Source organism: Paracoccus sp. J55, from assembly GCF_000513975.1.
In the GTDB taxonomy this organism is placed as follows: domain Bacteria; phylum Pseudomonadota; class Alphaproteobacteria; order Rhodobacterales; family Rhodobacteraceae; genus Paracoccus.
Map to the genome: position 1 here is coordinate 66,383 of NZ_AZVA01000008.1, position 18,167 is coordinate 84,549.

Here is an 18,167-nt window from a genome sequence, read left to right on the forward strand (position 1 = left end):
GTCCCCGGTTGATCCGGGTATTTGTCGGGTCAGGATAGCGGGTCGGGCGGAATCGCAAAAGTCCCTTTTCGCGTTCCACGCGATATTTCCGGCAATGCCGGCGGGTTACGGCCGGTTCCTAGGGCTGGCCTACGCGGATCACTTCCCATTGCAGCTCGTGCCCGCTGGTCTCGCGCACCTTCTGCCGCACCAGTTCGCCCAGGGCCTCCAGCTCGGCGGCGGTGGCGCCGCCGGCATTGAGCAGGAAATTCGGATGCTTTTCCGACATCTGCGCCCCGCCCAGGCGGTGGCCGCGCAGGCCGGCGGCATCGATCAGCGACCAGGCCTTCAATTCGTGGCTGTCATCCGCCCGCCCGGTCGAGGAAAAGCCGGCCGGGTTGCGGAAGGTCGAACCGGCGCTACGGTCCCGGGTCGGCTGGCTGGCGTCGCGACGCGCCAGCTGCTCCTCCATCCGCGCGGCCAGTTCGGCGGGATCGCCCGGCTCGGCGCGGAAACGGGCCTCGGTCACGACCCAGTCCTCGGGGATCTCGGAATGGCGATAGCCGAGGCGCAGGTCGGCGGCCGCGATCTCGTGCAGGCTGCCGTCGCGGGCCACGGCACGGACCGAGATCAGGTGATCGGCGACATAAGCGCCGTAGCAGCCGGCATTCATCCGCACCGCGCCGCCGATGCTGCCGGGAATGGTGCGCAGGAAGGTCAGGTCCAGCCCCGCCTCGGCGGCGCGGCGCGCGACATGGGCATCCAGCGCGGCGGCCCCGGCGGTAACGATGCCGCCCTCGCAGGAGATGGCGTTGAAGCCGCGTCCCAGCCGGATCACCACGCCGCGGATGCCGCCATCGCGCACGATCAGGTTCGAACCGACGCCCATCGGAAACACCGGCAACGCCGGATCGAGGCCGCGCAGGAACTCGGACAGATCCCCCTCGTCCGCGGGCTGGAACAGCCAGTCGGCCGGGCCGCCGACCCGCAGCCAGGTCAGATCGGCAAGGACACGGTTCGGGGTCAGGGCGCCGCGCGGGCTGGGAAGCGTCTGGGTCATGCCGCGCTCCTAATCAGCGCGGGCCGGGCCGTCAATGCGCCCGCATCCGCGCCGCCGGCATTGCGCGGCATGCCGCAAGCCGGCGGCCCCCGACGGGCCGGCGGCCTGGCCGGCGATCAATGCGCCATCATCTCGGCCAGGATCTGCGCGCCATCCAGCGAAGCGGGGTAATAGGTCGGCCAGTTCGTCACCTCCTGCAGCAGCGCCGCACGGTCGTCGCCCCAATAGAGGTGATAATGGTCGGCCTTTTCGGGCGCGATGCGGTGGTCGCTGAACTGGATGAATTGCGGAGCCGCCTCGTCGCCCGCGGTCTTCCTGAAGACATAGCGCACGCCGCGATTGCCCTTGGCATAGGTCAGGATCTCATGGCCGTCGCCGGCATATTGCCCCGAGACCACGGCATCGCCGCTGCGGAAGCTGACGCGGTCGCCCTCGATGGTGATGCGGTCGACATCGGTCTTGTAGCCGGCCTCGTAATAGGCGCGATATTCCTCGGCCGTCTTGTCGCCATGTTCGGCCTTATGCGCCATGACCGGGTCCAGCGTCCCGTCGCGCAGATAGGGATAGACCGATTGCCAGTCGCCCTGCCAGTCCGACAGCGGACGGTCCCGGACCTGATCGTCCTCGAAATAACCGTTATGGATCGCCTCCTGGGCGGCATCCTTGTGCTCATGCGCATGGTCGTGGCCGTGGTCGTGGCCGTGGCTGTGGTCATGGCCGGCATCGCTGGTCTGCGCGACGGCCGCGGCCGCGAAAAACAGCATCGAACCCAGCGCCAGCGCGCCGATCTGCGTGGTGATTGCCCTTTGCATCTGGTCAGACCTCTAGCGGTTGTCGGAGACATATATGAAATGTGATTACATCACATTCATTGCCTAGACGGCTTTCCCCGCCGTGACAAGGGAGGCGCAGCATTTACGCGGCGGGCGGCTTCATTCGACCGCGCTGAGGATCACTGCTAGCGCGGCGAAGGCGCCAAGGCCCATCAGGTCCCAGGCCGGGCGCAGGGCCGCGCGCGGCGGCGCGGGCGGGCTCAGCCGTTCGTAGAGCCAGCGCAGCAGCGTCCCGGCCAGCACGCCGCCGGCGGCGATCAGCATCAGCAGGCACAGAAGCATGCCGACGATGCCGGCAAGATAGCCACCGGTCTTGGCCTCGCCGATCAGCCAGCACAGGCCGGCCGAACCCAGCAGCACCGCCAGCCCCGCCCCCAGCACCCCGAAGGAGCGCGCACCCATGCGCGCCGCACCGAACCACAGCGTCGCGGCCAGCGTGACGCCGATGACCAGCCAGACGATCTCCATGGGCTCAATGCGCGCCGTGCCGGCGCCGGCGGCGACGCGGGTCGAAAGGCGGCCAGACCAGCAGGGACAGGCCAAGGGACAGGAACAGCACGCCGAAGCCGGGACCGCACAGATAGGTCAGCCAGCCCAGCACCGGCACGCCGCACAGCACCAGCGCCCAGAGCGCCGAATGACGCCAGCGCAGCCGCACGAAGGGCAGAAGGCAGGCCGCGATGCCCCAGAGCACCGCGCAGAACGCCGCCGTGGCGGGATGGCTCGCCAGCGCGATCACGCGGCTTTCTCCGTCAGCCGCTCAGGCAGGTTGTTGGCCCAGGTCGAGATGGTGCCGGCACCCAGACAGACCACCATGTCGCCCGGCCGCGCCTGCTCGCGCACCAGCCGTTCCAGGTCGCCCTCGTCCATCACCGCGCGGGCGTGGCGGTGGCCGTGGGCGATCAGCCCGGCGACCAGATCGTCGCGCGAGGCGCCGGGGATCGGCTCTTCACCGGCCGAATAGACCTCGGCGATGGCGACGACATCGGCCTCGTTGAAACAGGTGCAGAAATCGTCGAACAGGCTCGACAGCCGGCTGTAGCGATGCGGCTGATGCACGGCGATCACCCGGCCCTTGGTGGCCTGCCGGGCTGCCTTCAGCACCGCCGCGATCTCGACCGGGTGATGGCCGTAATCGTCGATGATGGTCACCCCGTTCACCTCGCCCACACGGGTGAAGCGGCGGCTGACCCCGCCGAAGCGCGCCAGCGCCTCGCGGATCTGGGCGCGCTTCATGCCCAGGTGGCGGGCGACGGCCACGGCGGCCAGCGCATTGCTGACATTGTGGTCGCCCGGCATCGGCAGGCTGCAGCCCTCGATCACCGGCACCTCGCCGTCGTTCAGCTCGGCCTCGCCTTGCAGCGCGATGTCGAAATGCGCCACGCCGTTCTCATAGCGCAGGTTCACGGCCCGCACGTCGGCCTGGGCGTTGAAGCCGAAGGTCGCCACGCGGCGATCGGTCAGCTTGCCGACCAGTGCCTGCACCTCGGGGTGGTCGGTGCAGCAGACGGCGAGCCCGTAAAAGGGGATGTTCGAGACGAAATCCTGGAAGCCCTTGCGCAGCGCGTCGAAGCTGCCCCAGTGCTCCATATGCTCGGGGTCGATATTGGTGACGATGGCGATGGTGGCGGGCAGGCGGTTGAAGCTGCCGTCGCTCTCGTCCGCCTCGACCACCATCCACTCGCCGGCGCCGGCGCGGGCGTTCGAGCCGTAAGCGTGGATGACGCCGCCGTTGATCACGGTCGGATCGAAGCCGCCCGCGTCCAGCAGCGTCGCGACCATGGTGGTGGTCGTGGTCTTGCCATGGGTGCCGGCGATGGCGACGTTGGATTTCAGCCGCATCAGCTCGGCCAGCATCTCGGCCCGGCGCACCACGGGCAAGCCGCGACGGCGCGCCTCCTCAAGCTCGGGATTGCCCTTCTTGATGGCGGTCGAGATCACCACCACCCCGGCCTCGCCGATATTCTCGGCACGCTGGCCTTCGAAGACGGTGGCGCCCAGGCTTTCCAGCCGGTCGGTGATCTTGGAGCGTTTCGCGTCCGAACCCTGCACCTGGTAGCCCAGCGTCATCAGCACCTCGGCGATACCGGACATGCCGATGCCGCCGATGCCGACGAAATGGATGGGGCCCAGTTCGCCCGGGAGTTTGGTCGCTGCGTTCATCGGGTCAGTTCCGTCACTAGTTCTGCAAGGCGCTGCGCCGCATCGGGGCGGCCCAGCGACAGCGCCGCGGCTGCCATGGCGGTGGCGCGGGCGCTGTCGGAAAGGATGTCCCGCATGTCGCGCCTGAGGCTCTCGGCGTCAAGCACGGATTCGGGCAGGACGACAGCGGCACCGGATTCCGCAAGGGCACGCGCATTGGCGGTCTGGTGGTCGCCGGTGGCGGCGGCATAGGGGATCAGGATGGCCGGACGGCCGATCACGGTGATGTCGGCGATGGACGATGCCCCCGCCCGACTGACCACCAGCTGCGCCTGCGCCAGCCGCTGCGGCACGTCGTCGAAGAAGGGCCGCACCACGGCGTCGATGCCGGCCGCGGCATAGGCGGCGGTCACCCGCTCGGCATCCTCGGCCCGGGCCTGGTGACTGACCGACAGGCGGGCGCGCAGCTCCTCGGGCAGGCCGGCGACGGCCTGGGGCACCACATCGGAAAGCACGCGCGCGCCCTGGCTGCCGCCGATGACCAAGAGGTTCACCGGCCCGTCCGAGGAGGGCGGCAGATAGGGCGCGGCGGCGCGGTCCAGCACTGCCTGCCGCACCGGGTTGCCGGTATGGATGCCCTGCACGCCCGGCGGCAGCGCGGTCGGCCAGGTGCCGCAGGCAACGCGGTCCACCCGGCGGGCGAAAGCCATATTGACCCGGCCCATGATGCCGTTCTGCTCGTGGATCATGCGCGGGATCTTCAGCGCCAGCGCCGCCGACATGGCGGGAATGGTCGGATAGCCGCCGAAGCCCACCACCACGGCCGGACGGTCGGTCCGCATCCGGCGCATGGCCGAAAGCACGCCCGCAGCGATGCGGAAGGGCACGGCGAGTCTGGCCAGCGCACCGCCGCGCGCGGTGGTGGCGGAGCTGACCACCTCGCGCGCGACCTCGGCCGGGAAGGCGCCGGCATAGCGGGCGCCCCGTTCGTCGGTGGACAGCTTCACGCGCCAGCCTTGGGCCAGCAACACCTCGGTCAGCGACTGCGCCGGGAACATGTGCCCGCCGGTGCCGCCGGCGGCGATCAGGCAAAGCCGCCGCTGGGCCTGAGGAACGCTCATCCCCGACCCCGGCCCAGCACGTCGCCGATGCGGCCCTGCGGGCGCGATCGGGTCAGCGCCAGAAGCATCCCCATGGCGATGCCCGAGGCGATCACCGACGAGCCGCCATAGCTGACGAAGGGCAGCGTCATGCCCTTGGCCGGCAGAAGCCGCACCGCCACGCCCATGTTGATCAGCGCCTGCACGCCGAAGGCGCAGGCCAGCCCGGTGCCGGCGATGCGCACGAAGGGATCGCGTTCGTCCTGCAGCCGCAGGAGCGAGCGGATGACGATGGTAGAATAAAGCGCGATGATGATGAGGACCAGGATCAGCCCGTATTCCTCGGCCGCCACCGCGATGATGAAATCGGTATGCGCGTCCGGCAGCGACCACTTGACCGAGCCCTCGCCGACGCCGACGCCGAAGAAGCCGCCCTCCTGGATGGCGTTGGTGGCATAGCCGAGCTGGGTGCGCGGATCGACCTCGGCCGCGAGGAAGCCGTTGATGCGGCGCGCGAAATGTTCCGAGGCGCCATAGGCGAAGATGCCGCCGACGCAGGCCAGCCCCATCACCCCCCCCAGAAGGTAAAGCGGCGCGCCGGCGATGAAATACATCACGCACCAGGAAAACAGCACCAGCGAGGCCTGGCCGAAATCGGGCTGCATCGCCAGAAGCAGCACCACGATCACCGCCAGCCCGAACGAGAAGGACTTGCCGGGCGGGCCGCCGACCTCCTGGCTTGCGGCCATGAACCAGGCGCAGATGGCGACGAAACAGGGCTTGAGGAACTCCGAGGGCTGGACCGACATGCCGCCGGGCAGCCGCAGCCAGCGCACCGCGCCCTTGCCGAAATCGGTGCCGACGAAGGGCAGTATCGCCAGGATCAGCAGCGCCACCAGAAAGCCCAGCACCCCGATGCGCCGCACCTGCCGGGGCGAGAAGGTCGAGATCACCAGCATCACCCCCAGCGCCATGGCGCCGAAGACCGCCTGGCGGCTGACGTAGTAGAATTGCGGCAGGCCGTTCTTTTCGGCCAGCGGCACCGAAGCCGCCAGTCCCAGAAGAAGCCCGACCGCGAACAGTCCCAGCACGCAGGCCAGGGACCATCGGTCCAGCGTGCGCCACCAGCGTGGAAGAATCGGATCACCTGCCCGCACGGGCGTGGTGCCAAAGACCATCTCGGTCATGGGTTACCGCCGTCACTGCCTCGTTTGCATCGCCCGTTTTCCGGGTCTGAGCGGCAGCATAGCGCGATTGAACCCGAGGCGCTACTGCGGATTGGTTAACGCTGCGGCAACCCGGATCACATCGCACGGAGACGGCCGGGTCTCGCACCCCGCCTCCCCGCTTTCTCTGTTTCTCAAATACCCACGGCTACCGCACGGCCGGGCGCGGCGCCGCGGGTTTGGCGCTCAGGCCTGCGCCGCGTCCTTGCGGGTGCGCCACAGCGACCAGCCGACGCCGGCGCCGAGGATGGCGAAGGTGATGCCCAGCGAGACCGCGGGCGGGAATTTCGCCAGCCCCATCAGATCGGCCAGGAACACCTTGGAGCCGATGAAGATCAGCAGCACCGCCAGCGCCTGCTTGAGATATTCGAAGCGGTGGATGATCGCCGCCAGCGCGAAGAACAGCGCGCGCAGGCCCAGGATGGCGAAGATGTTCGAGGTATAGACGATATAGGGGTCGATGGTGATGGCAAAGACCGCCGGCACCGAATCCACCGCAAAGATCACGTCGGCGATCTCGATCATCACCAGGGCCAGCAGCAGCGGCGTGGCGTAACGGCGGATGCGGCCGGTCGCGGGGTCGGACCTCTTCACGACGAAGGCATGGCCGTGCAGTTCGTCGGTCAGCCGCATCCGGCGGCGCAGGAAGGCCAGGATGGGGTTCGATCCCATGTCATGCTCCTTGTCGCCGATGAACAGCATCTTGATGCCGGTCAGGATCAGGAAGCCGGCGAAGATATAGAGGATCCAGCCATATTGCGCGACCAGCGTCGCGCCGACGCCGATCATGATGCCGCGCAGCACGATCACGCCCAGGATGCCCCAGAACAGCACCCGGTGCTGGTAGCGGCGCGGGATCGACAGCGTGGCGAAGATCAGCGCGATGACGAAGACATTGTCCATCGCCAGCGTCTTTTCGACCACGAAGGCGGTCATGTATTCTGCGGCGGCATTGCTGCCCAGCTGATACCAGACGAAACCGCCGAACAGCACGCCCAGAGTGATGTAGAAGGCCGAAAGCTTGAGGCTTTCAGTCACGCCGATTTCCTTGTCGCCGCGATTCAGCACGCCAAGATCGAAGGCCAGCAGCGCCGCGACGAGGCCGAAGAAGACCAGCCACAGCCAGATCGGCGTGCCGAGAAAGAGGGTCAGGTAGAAAGGTTCCATGTCAGACTCCGCATTGGACGAATGCCGGTGCGAAGCCTTGGCGAGGAATGGGTTCCGGGCTGGCACCGAGCAAGGCTCGATGCGGTCCGACATCACGACATGCGTCGTCAGAGGGGCCCGGTCCGCCCGTCCCAGATAGGGGCTCGGGGTCGGGATGCAATGGCTGGCCGGCCGCTTTTCCGGGCTGCGGGCCGAGGGGCGGGGACAGCCACCCCTTTTCCTTGGCCCTGCGCAGGACTAACTATCGCCAAGCCCCGCAAAAGGATCGCCCATGCTCTACAAGACCCAAGCCGAATGGCTGGCCGCACCCCGCAAGCGCGTGCTGTTCTTCGGCATGTCGGGGCTGGGCAAGACCTTCCTCGCCTCGATGCTGCGCGGCTCGGGGGAATGGTTCCACTATTCGGTCGATTACCGCATCGGCACCCGCTACATGGGCGAGCTGATCGCCGACAACTTCAAGCGCGAGGCGATGAAGGTGCCCTTCCTGCGCGAGCTGCTGCTGTCGGATTCGGTCTATATCGCCAGCAACATCACCTTCGAGAACCTGGCGCCGCTGTCCACCTATCTGGGCAAGCCCGGCAGCGTGACCCGCGGCGGGCTGGAATTCGACGAATACATGCGCCGCCAGGACCAGCACCGCATGGCCGAGATCGCGGCGCTGCTGGATACCGGCCACTTCATCCGCCGCGCGCAAGAGATCTACAATCTGGGGAATTTCGTCTGCGATTCCGGCGGCTCGGTCTGCGAGGTGGTGGACCCCTGGGCCGAAAGCGACCCGGTGCTGGACGCGCTGGAACGCGACCTGCTGCTGGTCTGGATCAAGGGCTCGGCCGAACATACCGAGGAGCTGGTGCGCCGCTTCGACCGCGCGCCGAAACCGATGTATTACCAGCCGGACTTCCTCGACCGCGCCTGGACCGACTATCGCGTGGAAAAGGGCCTGACCGAGGAGCAGGTCAATCCCGACGACTTCATCCGCTGGACCTATGCCCGGGCGCTGGCCCACCGGCAGCCGCGCTACGAAGCCATGGCGCGGCGCGGCGTGACCCTGCTGGCCGAGGAGGTGGCGCAGGTGAAAAGCCCCGACGACCTGCTCCGCCTGGTCGGCCAGGCGATCGACAGGCGGGCCCCCGAAGAAAAGACCGACAGAAAGGACGCATGATGCCCATCACCCTGCCCAATGACCTGCCCGCCTTTGACATCCTGTCGAACGAAGGCGTCATGGTCATGTCGCCGGGCCGGGCGGCGATGCAGGACATCCGGCCGCTGCGCATCGGGCTTCTGAACCTGATGCCCAAGAAGATCCAGACCGAGAACCAGTTCGCCCGGCTGATCGGCGCCACGCCCCTGCAGATCGACTTCCAGCTGATCCGCATGTCGGACCACGAAAGCCGCAACACGGCGGCCGACCACATGGAAAGCTTCTACCGCCGCTTCTGCGAGGTCGAGGAGACGGGCGAGAAGTTCGACGGGCTGATCATCACCGGCGCGCCCATCGAGCACCTGCCCTTCGAGCAGGTGACCTATTGGGACGAGATCACCCGCGTCTTCGAATGGACGCAAAGCCATGTGCATTCCACCTTCGGCGTCTGCTGGGGCGGCATGGCGATGGCCTGGCATTTCCATCGCCTCGAAAAGCACATGCTGGACCACAAGGCCTTCGGCTGCTTCCGCCACCGCAACCTCGCCCCCGCCTCGCCCTATCTGCGCGGCTTCTCGGACGACGTGCTGGTCCCGGTCAGCCGCTGGACCGAGGTGCGCCAGGACGAGGTGGACGCCATCCCGGCGCTGCGGACGCTGATCGCCTCGGACCAGGTCGGGCCCTGCCTGATCGAGGATGCCGGCCACCGCGCGCTCTATGTCTTCAACCATTTCGAATATGACAGCACGACGCTGAAGGACGAATACGACCGCGACGTGGTCTCGGGCAAGCCGATCAACGTGCCGGTGAACTACTACCCGGACGACGATCCCGGCCAGACGCCGACGAACCGCTGGCGCAGCCATGCGCATCTGCTCTATGGCAACTGGATCAACGAGATCTACCAGACCACCCCCTTCGACCTGAACCGCATCGGCGAGGCATAGGCATGGGCAAGAACGGCAATGGCTGGAAGGATGGGAAGGACGGGACCGGGGCGCCGAAATCGCTGCCCGACCTGCCCTTCGTGGGCGCCATCACCCGCTACCTGGAAAAGCAGGCGCCCGAGGCATTGCGCAAGGCCGTGAAGGCGGCGGAAAAGGGCCGCATCCTCGACCCCTCCTATCCCTATCCCGAGGAGATGAAGGGCAAGGATTACGACGAGCGCATGGCCGGGCTGCAGTTGCAGCTGGTGCGGCTGATGCGCGACGTGATCCATACCGGCAAGCGCATGGTGGTGCTGTTCGAGGGCCGCGACGCCGCCGGAAAGGGCGGCACCATCGAGCGGGTGCGCGAGAACCTCAACCCGCGTTCGGCCTATATCGTCGCCCTGCCCAAGCCCAGCGAGCGCGAGGCCGGGGAATGGTATTTCCAGCGCTATGTCGACTGGCTGCCCGCGCGCGGCGAGATCGCGCTCTTCGACCGCAGCTGGTATAATCGCGGAGTGGTCGAGAAGGTCTTCGGCTTCTGCACCGACGCGCAGCGCGAGACCTTCTTCCGGCAATTGCCGCCCTTCGAGACCATGCTGGCCGACGACGGGGTGATCCTGGTCAAGCTGTGGCTGGAGGTGGGCCGGCCCGAGCAGCTCCAGCGTTTCCTCGACCGCGAGCGCGATCCGCTGAAGCAATGGAAGCTCAGCGCGATCGACGTGGACGGGCTGGCGAAATGGGACGATTACAGCGCCGCGATCCGCGACACGCTGCTGCGCAGCCATTCCGGCATCGCGCCCTGGACGGTGATCCGCGCCGACGACAAGAGGCGGGCGCGGATCGCCGCCATCCAGACCATCCTGCGCGCGGTCGATTTCGCCGGCCGCGACGACGAGGTGATAGGCCAGCCCGACCCGCAGATCACCGGCGGCCCCGAGATCCTGCCGGGATAGGGCGCAAGACGAGAAGCGACGATGGATAGCCCGTTCAGGACCGCCCCGCCCGCCAAGATCCCGCAGCGCGCCATCCGGGCGGCGGCATGGCTGTCCGCGCTCCTCTGGCTGGCGCTGCTGGCCCCGGCCCATGCGCAGACCCTGCCCGACTGGCAGCACCTGCGCATCAACGATTTCGCCGGGCTGCTCACGCCCGAGGATGCCCAGACCGTCGACGCGGCGCTGAGCACGCTCCGGGACCAGGCCGGCATCGAGGGCACGGTCGTCACGCTGGCCGACCGGGCGCGCTACGGCGGGACCGACGGGCTGGAGCCCTTCACCACCCGGCTTTTCAACCATTGGGGCGTGGGCGACGCCGCGCGCAGCGACGGCTTCATGGTCCTGGTGCTGGCCGGAGACCGCGAGGCGCGGATCGAACTCGGCCGCGGCTACGAGAACGACGCCGACATCCTGCCGCAGGAGATCATGCGCAACACCATGCTGCCCGCCTTTCGCGACGGCCGGATGTCGCAGGGCATCCGCGACGGCACGCTGGCGGTGATCGAGCTGATCGCCCGGCCGGTCGCGGCGGGCCAGCCGGCCGGGGCGCCCGAACGCGGGCTGATGGACAGGATCATCCCCTTCCTCTTCGGCGGCGCCTGGCTGCTGATCCTCGGCGCCATCGCGCGGCAGGCCTGGCGGCGCAACCGCTGCCCGCAATGCGGCCGTCGCGGCCTCGAGACGCAGGTCGCGCCGCTGGAAACCCCGCTGCCCGAGGGCGGCTACATGGTCTCGCATGACAATGTCACGCGACGCTGCCCGGCTTGCGGCTAGTCCGACAGCCGGCAACGCCTCCGCCCGCAGACCGTCTGGCATGGGCCGACCGGCACGGTGCTGCGCAGCGAGCCGACGCCCGGCTATCGCGCCTCGCGGGGCGCCTCGGGCTTCGGCGGCGGCTCGTCGCGCGGCGGCGGCGCATCGGGGCGCTGGTAGGCGCGGGCGCGCTTGCGAGGTCGCCGCGGGGCGGCTAGCGTCGTGCCAGACTGCCTCAACGAAAGCTCCGACATGAAACCTCTCCGCTTCCCCGCCCTGGCGCTCGCACTTGCCAGCACCAGCCTGACGGCCGCCTGGGCCGCCGACCCCGAACTCACGGTCTTCGACTGGGCCGGGTTCGAGGAACCGGTGATCTTCCAGGGCTATATCGACAAGCACGGCACCGGCCCGACCTTCGCCTTCTACGGCGATGACGACGAGGCCTATCAGAAGCTCGCCTCGGGCTTCAAGGCGGACGTGGCGCATCCCTGCTCGCAGATGGTGTCGAAATACCGCGACGCCGGGCTGATCGAGCCCTGGGATGTCTCGAAGATCCCGGCCTTCGAAACCCTCGACCCGGAATTCCTCGATTCGGAAATTTTCAAGGACGACGAGGGCGTCTGGTACATCCCGACCGACTGGGGCGCCACCGCCGTCGCCTACAATACCGAAACCGTGCCGGCCGAAGATGTCGCCAGCCTGAACATCTTCATCGACCCGAAATACCAGGGCCGCACCTCGCTGCCCGATTCGGCCGACGATGTCTGGGCGCTGGCCTATCTGGCCACCGGCACCACCGACTGGACCGAGGTCACGGATGAGCAGTTCGCCGCCGCCGCCGACTGGCTGCGCCAGGCGCATCAGAACGTCGCGGCCTATTGGGCCGACCCGGCCGAGCAGGCGCAGCTGATGGCCTCGGGCGCGGTAGACGTGGCCTGGTCGTGGAACGACGGCGTGGTGCTGCTGGAAAACGACGGCTTCCCGGTCGGCTTCCAGCGCGCGGCCAAGGAGGGCAGCTCGACCTTCTTCTGCGGCTTCATCAACCTCAAGAACGGCCCGGGCAACGAGGACAAGGCCTACGATTTCATCAACGCCTGGCTCGCGCCCGAATCGGCCAAGGGCCTCCTCGACACGATCGGCTACGGCCATACCTCGACCGTCGCCATGGAGACGATCAAGGACGAGCCGGCGGTGCAGGAAGGGCTGTCGCCCGTGGACGCCCCGATCCTGGCCCAGACCCCGAACGACCCGCAGCAGCGCGAGCGCCAGCTGCAGGAATTCGAAAAGATCAAGGCCGGCTTCTGACGCCTTCTCTTGCAGCGCCCCGCCCCTCGGCGGGGCGTTTCGCCGGCGAAGCGGCTGAATGAGTATTCAAGGAACGAAGAAGGCCGGGCACCGCGCCCCGGCTTTCTCCGTTTTGCAAATACTCCAAGGGGTGAATTGGCCCGCGCAGCGGGACAAGAGGGGAACGGCGTTCCCCTCCCTTGCGTGCCGGAATGGCGGCGCCTATATTCGTGGGGTCCGGGTTCGCCCGGACTATGGACATAAACGCGCAGGTAATAAGCGGATCGGACCCGGGGGCGGTACCCGGCGGCTCCACCATCATCCCTCGTTGGGGGCACATGGGGCCGAAACAGGATCGACGAACGTCTAAAGCTGTTTGCTTTGTCTCGGTGAGCTACCACCGTCATCGGTGCAAAATGTACAGTTGCCAACGACAACCGTGCTCCGGTGGCTCTGGCTGCGTAAGCAGCTCGGGTAACCGAAACCTAAGCCCTTCCGCCTAGCAGCGTAAGGCGGGGCCCGCAGGAGCCTGGCAACAGAATCCTGCACCTTCCCCCTTTCCTCTCTGGTTTTTCGGCACGCCCGGGCCTATCTCAGGCCTCATGCAAGGGAATGCCGCCATGAAAGACCTGACCACTTCCGAGGCCGATGCGCTGATCGCGGATCTGGGGCAAAAGGCCCGCGCCGCCGCCGCCGTGCTGGCCGAGGCCTCGCCCGAGCGCAAGCATGCCGCGCTGATCGGCACCGCCGAGGCGATCCTCAAGGCCGAGGACGCGATCCTCGACGCCAATATCCTCGACATGCACCATGCCGAGGAAAAGGGCCTTTCCCCCGCCATGCTGGACCGGCTGAAGCTCGACCCAGCGCGCATTCGCGCCATGGCCGAGGGGCTGCGCTCGGTCGCGGCGCAAGAGGATCCGGTCGGCAAGGTGCTGGCGGAATGGGACCGGCCGAACGGGCTCAACATCCGGCGCGTCGCGACGCCGCTGGGCGTGATCGGCGTGATCTACGAAAGCCGGCCCAATGTCACCGCAGATGCCGCGGCGCTGGCGCTGAAGGCCGGCAATGCGGTGATCCTGCGCGGCGGCTCGGAAAGCCTGGAAAGTTCGACCGCCATCCACGAGGCGCTGGTCGCGGGCCTGAAGCAGGCCGGGCTGCCCGAGGCGGCGATCCAGATGGTCCCGACCCGCGACCGCGAGGCCGTCGCCGCCATGCTGCGGGCGCAGGAATTCATCGACGTCATCGTGCCGCGCGGCGGCAAGGGCCTGGTCGGGCTGGTGCAGAGAGAGGCCCGCGTGCCGGTCTTTGCCCATCTGGAGGGCATCTGCCATGTCTATGCCGACCGCGACGCCGACCTGGAAAAGGCGCGCCGCGTGGTGCTGAACGCCAAGACCCGGCGCACCGGCATCTGCGGCGCCGCCGAATGCCTGCTGATCGACTGGCAGTTCTACACCAAGCACGGCCCCGTGCTGGTGCAGGACCTGCTGGATGCCGGCGTCGAGGTGCGGGCCGAGGGCGAATTGGCCAAGGTGCCCGGCACGGTCCCGGCCGAGCCCTCGGATTTCGGGCAAGAGTTCCTGGACAAGATCATCGCCGTCAGGCTGGTCGACGGCGTCGAGGAGGCGATCGCCCATATCCGCCGCTACGGCTCGGGCCATACCGAATCGATCCTGACCGAGAACGACGCCACCGCCGAACGCTTCTTCAAGGGGCTCGACAGCGCCATCCTGATGCGCAACGCCTCGACGCAATTCGCCGATGGCGGCGAGTTCGGCATGGGGGGCGAGATCGGCATCGCCACCGGCAAGATGCATGCGCGCGGGCCGGTCGGCGCCGAGCAGCTGACCAGCTTCAAGTATCTGGTCACCGGCGACGGCACCATCCGCCCCTGATGCGGGCCGAACAGCTGCACCAGGACGACCGCCACCGCATCACGCTGTTCCGCGGCGCCGGCGACGGGCGCCGCGCCGTGGTCGGCTTCGAACATGGCCGGGACCGCATGGCGGGCTTCGCGCCCGCCGCCGCGCCGCGCCACGCCGAAAGGCTGGGGATCGACGCGCTGGTGGTGCAGACGGCGCGGCGCGACTGGTTCGTCCCGGACCGCGACGCCGCGCTGGCCGGGGCGCTGCGAGAGGCGACCCGGAACTATGCCGAGGTCATTGTGACCGGATTCTCGATGGGCGGCTATGCGGCGCTGCTCTATTCCGCCGCCTGCCATGCCGACCGGATCATGGCGGTCTCGCCGCAATATTGCATCGACCCGGCGGTGGCGCCCTTCGATCCCGACCGCCATGCGAAATTCGCCCGCATCGGCCGGCCCATGCCGCGGCCCGAGACGCTGGGCAATCGCGGCGCGCGCGGCGCGCTGATCTATGATCCGGCCATCCGCGCCGACCGTGCCCATGCGGCGCTGATCCGGGCCGGGTTTCCGCATCTGACGCCCATCGCCCTGCCCTTCGGCGGCCATCCGGCGACCGGGGTGATCGGCGCGACGGGCGGCACCGGCCGCATCGCCGAGATGGTGGTGCAGGACCGGCTGGACGCGGCGCTGGTCCGGCAGATGCATCGTGCCGCACGGCCCCGGGCCGAGCTCTACCGGCTGAACCTGGCGGCTGCCGCCCTGACCCGACATCCCGCCCGCGCGCTGCGCGAATTGCGGGCGCTGGCGGCCGGTGCCACCCCGCGCATCCGCCTGGAGGCGGGGCTGATCCTGCTGGAACGGGGCGAGGAGCTGGCGGTCGCACTGCTGTCCGAACTGCTCGACAGCGTCGAGGCTGTCCCGCCGGCGCTGGCGCGACGGCTGGACCGGGCGCTGAAGTCCGGCGGGATCTGACGCTCAGAACGCGATCTCGCCGCCCGTCTCGTCCAGCTCCCAAGCGAGGGGCCGGCCGGCGGCACGGGCGAAACCGGCAAGCAGCGGAAAATGCACCTCCGAGGCGGCGGGCTCGGGCCGCTCGCGCCCGGGGGCGGCATCGAGCCAGGACCACAGCGCCGGATCGGGCTTGGTGCGGCTGCATTCGGCCACCAGCCGCCAGCCGCTGGCGCCGCGGCAGACCAGCACGCCGCCGCCCCAGGGCATCGCGGTCTCGAAACACATCAGCGCCAGCAGGATCATGCGGCCCTCGGCGCGCGGCAGGTCGCCCTCGGCTTCCAGCCGGACGCGGATGCGCCCGCCCCGCTCGACATCGGCAAGCAGCGCCGCCAGCTCGGCCAGGCTCAGCCGCTGGTCGGGCGCGGCTTGGCCGAAGGCCATGCGGAACCAGCGCACCCGCGCCCGGGCCGCCTCGACGCTTTCCGCCATCAGCTGCATCTCGGCGCTCTTGCCGATGCCCGGCCAGGCGCCGGACAGCTGCAAGAGCTCCAGCCCGTTGCCGATGGCGCCCAGCGGCGAGACGATGTCGTGGCAGAGCCGCGAGCCGACCAGCGCTGCAAGACGCTCGGGCGGGATCGCCGCGGATGCATCGGGCGGGCGGCGGATTGTCAGATCGTCCATGAAAGGCTAGCCTGCATGTTTCCTCGGGAAAGGGCGTGAGATGAATGAAATCCTGGAACCCGGCATGATCGTGCGCCATCCCGGCGCCCCCGAATGGGGCACCGGACAGGTCCAGTCGCGCATCGGGGATCGCATCACCATCAATTTCACCAATGCCGGAAAGCAGGTGGTGAACGGCAGGCATATCGAGCTTGAACTGGTCACAACCGAGCCCCATTAAGCGATACGTGCAGAGTAATTCAACTTTTGCGTTAGTCAATCGCCGTTGAATCGCGCGACGCGCCAGCGGTTGCAATGTCGCGCCCCCCCGCCTAGACACGGGGCCAGAGACCATCAGCCCGGGTTCCAAGGCCGTAACGATGACGCCAGAGACGTCCTATTTCGCGACCCGTCTTGCCACGGACGAGACCGACCTTCTGGCGGCGCAGCGCCTGCGCTATCGCGTCTTCGTCGAGGAGCTGGGCGGCGACGGGCCGCTGGTCGATCATCAGTCCCGGTTCGAGCGCGACGAGTTCGATCCGGTCGTCGATCATCTGGTGCTGGTGGACAATCGCCGCTCGCGCGAGGCGCTGGACCATGTGGTCGGCGTCTATCGCCTGCTGCCGGGCGACCGGGCCGAGGCGTTCGGCCGCTTCTATTGCGACAGCGAATACGACCTCGCGCCGCTGCGCGCCTCGGGGCGGTCGCTGCTGGAGCTGGGCCGGTCCTGCGTCGATCCGGCCTATCGCGGCGGCTCGGGCATGTTCCTGATGTGGAACGCCCTGGCCGATTACGTGCTGGCGCGCGGCATCGAGATCCTGTTCGGCGTCGCCTCGTTCCACGGCACCGACGTGCAGGCGCTGGCCCAGCCGCTCAGCTGGCTCCACCATCATCACCTCGCGCCCGAGGCGATCCGTCCCCGCGCCCGTCCCGACGGCTATCGCCGCATGGACCTGATCCCGCCCGGGCAGCTGGACCGCCGCGCCGCCATGACCGGCATGCCGGCGCTGATCAAGGCCTATCTGCGGCTGGGCGGCATGGTCGGCGAAGGCGCCTGGCTGGACCGCGCCTTCAACACCACCGACGTGTTCCTGCTGGTCGATACCAAGGCCATGTCGGAAAAGCACCGCAAGTTCTACGAAACCCGGCAGGGGCAATGAGCGGGGGCGCCCGCGCCACCTGGCGGGACGAAGTGCCGCCGCCCGCCATCCCGCGCCCCGGCGCATTGGGCTGGCTGCTGGTCCTGCTGCGCGGCGGCGGCATCGTGCTGGTTCTGGCGCTCGGCGTGCTGCTGATCCTGCCGCTGCGCCTGGCCGAGCGGCTGTTCACCGGCCCGCGCCGGCCCGTCACCGGGCCGCATGTGCAGATCGTCTGCCGCCTCTGCCTGTGGATCATGGGACTGCGATGGCGCTGCATCGGCCGGCCGATGCGCGGCCCCGGGGCGGCGGTGGCGAACCATTCCAGCTGGCTCGACATCTTCGTGCTGAATGCGGCGATGCCTGTGTTCTTCGTCTCGAAATCCGAGGTGGCGGGCTGGCCGGGCATCAACATCCTGACCCGCGTGACTGACACGCATTTCGTCGCCCGCGACCCCCGCCTGGCCCGCGCCCAGGCCGAGGAATTCGCCGAGCGCACCCGCGCCGGCCATCGGCTGCTGTTCTTTCCCGAGGGCACCAGCAGCGACGGCTGCCGGGTGCTGCCCTTCAAGCCGACGCTGTTCCAGGGCTTCCTCGACCCGGCCCTGCCCGAAGGGCTGGCGATCCAGCCGATGAGCGCACATTACCATGCGCCGGAAAGCCGCGACCCGCGATTCTACGGCTGGTGGGGCGACATGGATCTGGGGCCGCATCTGCTGGCGGTGCTGGCGCAATATCCGCAGGGCTCGGTGACCGTGCGGCTGCACGCGCCGATCCCGGTGGCGGGCGAGACGCGCAAGACGCTGGCGATCAGGGCCGAGACCGAGATTCGCGAAGGTTTTTCGCAGGATTGAGCGGCAGCGCTTCAAGGCCGACCGCCATGCGAGCGGCACGGCCGCATGGGTATTTTCAAAACAGAGAAGTCATGGGCCGGCCCGCCTAGCTGCGGGCGG

General features: G+C 68.4%; 19 protein-coding genes and 1 other RNA gene. 11 read left to right on the forward strand and 9 right to left on the reverse strand.

The window, feature by feature from the left end:
• Nucleotides 1-118 precede the first annotated feature (118 nt).
• The 8 genes from murB to PARJ55_RS0109750 form a co-directional block, all read right to left on the reverse strand.
• The gene (murB, locus tag PARJ55_RS0109715) at nucleotides 119-1,039 is read right to left on the reverse strand and encodes a UDP-N-acetylmuramate dehydrogenase (RefSeq protein WP_028712856.1); all 921 of its coding nucleotides are present in this window, start codon (nucleotides 1,037-1,039) and stop codon (nucleotides 119-121) included.
• 116 nt (nucleotides 1,040-1,155) lie between these two features.
• Nucleotides 1,156-1,851 carry a metal-binding protein ZinT gene (locus PARJ55_RS0109720; RefSeq protein WP_028712857.1) on the reverse strand — a complete coding sequence of 232 codons (696 nt, stop codon included), beginning with the start codon at nucleotides 1,849-1,851 and terminating at the stop codon, nucleotides 1,156-1,158.
• A 120-nt stretch (nucleotides 1,852-1,971) separates the two neighbouring features.
• Nucleotides 1,972-2,340: a hypothetical protein gene (locus tag PARJ55_RS0109725; RefSeq protein WP_028712858.1), complete on the reverse strand. Its 369-nt coding sequence runs from the start codon at nucleotides 2,338-2,340 to the stop codon at nucleotides 1,972-1,974.
• A gap of 4 nt (nucleotides 2,341-2,344) precedes the next feature.
• Complete coding sequence (locus PARJ55_RS0109730; RefSeq protein ID WP_028712859.1) at nucleotides 2,345-2,611, reverse strand: DUF2484 family protein; 267 nt, start codon at nucleotides 2,609-2,611, stop codon at nucleotides 2,345-2,347.
• On the reverse strand, nucleotides 2,608-4,035 hold the full coding sequence (gene murC, locus PARJ55_RS0109735; protein WP_028712860.1) for a UDP-N-acetylmuramate--L-alanine ligase: 1,428 nt from the start codon (nucleotides 4,033-4,035) through the stop codon (nucleotides 2,608-2,610). Before murC ends, PARJ55_RS0109730 begins: the two co-directional genes overlap by 4 nt.
• Nucleotides 4,032-5,135, reverse strand: coding sequence for an undecaprenyldiphospho-muramoylpentapeptide beta-N-acetylglucosaminyltransferase (murG, locus tag PARJ55_RS0109740; protein WP_028712861.1), 1,104 nt, complete (start codon nucleotides 5,133-5,135; stop codon nucleotides 4,032-4,034). The genes murC and murG overlap by 4 nt, the downstream gene beginning before the upstream one ends.
• The gene (locus PARJ55_RS0109745) at nucleotides 5,132-6,301 is read right to left on the reverse strand and encodes a putative peptidoglycan glycosyltransferase FtsW (protein WP_028712862.1); all 1,170 of its coding nucleotides are present in this window, start codon (nucleotides 6,299-6,301) and stop codon (nucleotides 5,132-5,134) included. The genes murG and PARJ55_RS0109745 overlap by 4 nt, the downstream gene beginning before the upstream one ends.
• 225 nt (nucleotides 6,302-6,526) lie before the next feature.
• Complete coding sequence (locus PARJ55_RS0109750) at nucleotides 6,527-7,507, reverse strand: TerC family protein (protein WP_028712863.1); 981 nt, start codon at nucleotides 7,505-7,507, stop codon at nucleotides 6,527-6,529.
• 271 nt (nucleotides 7,508-7,778) lie between these two features.
• Between PARJ55_RS0109750 and PARJ55_RS0109755 the strand changes: the two genes are divergently transcribed.
• From PARJ55_RS0109755 to PARJ55_RS22995, 8 genes are all read left to right on the forward strand, one after another.
• Nucleotides 7,779-8,669, forward strand: coding sequence for a hypothetical protein (locus PARJ55_RS0109755; protein WP_028712864.1), 891 nt, complete (start codon nucleotides 7,779-7,781; stop codon nucleotides 8,667-8,669).
• Entirely contained in the window at nucleotides 8,669-9,595 is a 927-nt protein-coding gene (gene metA, locus PARJ55_RS0109760) for a homoserine O-succinyltransferase (RefSeq protein ID WP_028712865.1), read from the forward strand. Before PARJ55_RS0109755 ends, metA begins: the two co-directional genes overlap by 1 nt.
• A gap of 2 nt (nucleotides 9,596-9,597) precedes the next feature.
• Nucleotides 9,598-10,530 carry a polyphosphate kinase 2 gene (gene ppk2, locus PARJ55_RS0109765; protein WP_156929467.1) on the forward strand — a complete coding sequence of 311 codons (933 nt, stop codon included), beginning with the start codon at nucleotides 9,598-9,600 and terminating at the stop codon, nucleotides 10,528-10,530.
• Nucleotides 10,531-10,551: 21 nt separating this feature from the next.
• Entirely contained in the window at nucleotides 10,552-11,343 is a 792-nt protein-coding gene (locus PARJ55_RS21835) for a YgcG family protein (protein ID WP_232215688.1), read from the forward strand.
• Nucleotides 11,344-11,574: 231 nt separating this feature from the next.
• Entirely contained in the window at nucleotides 11,575-12,627 is a 1,053-nt protein-coding gene (locus PARJ55_RS0109775) for a PotD/PotF family extracellular solute-binding protein (RefSeq protein WP_028712867.1), read from the forward strand.
• 175 nt (nucleotides 12,628-12,802) lie between these two features.
• Nucleotides 12,803-13,156: a transfer-messenger RNA gene (ssrA, locus tag PARJ55_RS23310) on the forward strand.
• 70 nt (nucleotides 13,157-13,226) lie between these two features.
• Nucleotides 13,227-14,498, forward strand: coding sequence for a glutamate-5-semialdehyde dehydrogenase (locus tag PARJ55_RS0109780; protein ID WP_028712868.1), 1,272 nt, complete (start codon nucleotides 13,227-13,229; stop codon nucleotides 14,496-14,498).
• Entirely contained in the window at nucleotides 14,498-15,439 is a 942-nt protein-coding gene (locus PARJ55_RS22995; protein ID WP_051416227.1) for an alpha/beta hydrolase, read from the forward strand. Before PARJ55_RS0109780 ends, PARJ55_RS22995 begins: the two co-directional genes overlap by 1 nt.
• A 3-nt stretch (nucleotides 15,440-15,442) precedes the next feature.
• Here PARJ55_RS22995 and PARJ55_RS0109790 read toward each other — a convergent pair whose 3' ends face one another.
• Nucleotides 15,443-16,099, reverse strand: coding sequence for a histidine phosphotransferase family protein (locus PARJ55_RS0109790; protein WP_028712869.1), 657 nt, complete (start codon nucleotides 16,097-16,099; stop codon nucleotides 15,443-15,445).
• 40 nt (nucleotides 16,100-16,139) lie between these two features.
• Here PARJ55_RS0109790 and PARJ55_RS0109795 point away from each other — a divergent pair, with 40 nt between their 5' ends.
• The 3 genes from PARJ55_RS0109795 (at nucleotide 16,140) to PARJ55_RS0109805 (ending at nucleotide 18,068) form a co-directional block, all read left to right on the forward strand.
• Entirely contained in the window at nucleotides 16,140-16,319 is a 180-nt protein-coding gene (locus PARJ55_RS0109795; RefSeq protein ID WP_028712870.1) for a DUF3553 domain-containing protein, read from the forward strand.
• A 139-nt stretch (nucleotides 16,320-16,458) separates the two neighbouring features.
• Nucleotides 16,459-17,238 (forward strand): GNAT family N-acetyltransferase, encoded by a 780-nt coding sequence (locus tag PARJ55_RS0109800; protein WP_028712871.1) that lies wholly within the window; start codon nucleotides 16,459-16,461, stop codon nucleotides 17,236-17,238.
• On the forward strand, nucleotides 17,235-18,068 hold the full coding sequence (locus PARJ55_RS0109805; protein WP_028712872.1) for a 1-acyl-sn-glycerol-3-phosphate acyltransferase: 834 nt from the start codon (nucleotides 17,235-17,237) through the stop codon (nucleotides 18,066-18,068). The genes PARJ55_RS0109800 and PARJ55_RS0109805 overlap by 4 nt, the downstream gene beginning before the upstream one ends.
• Nucleotides 18,069-18,167 lie beyond the last annotated feature (99 nt).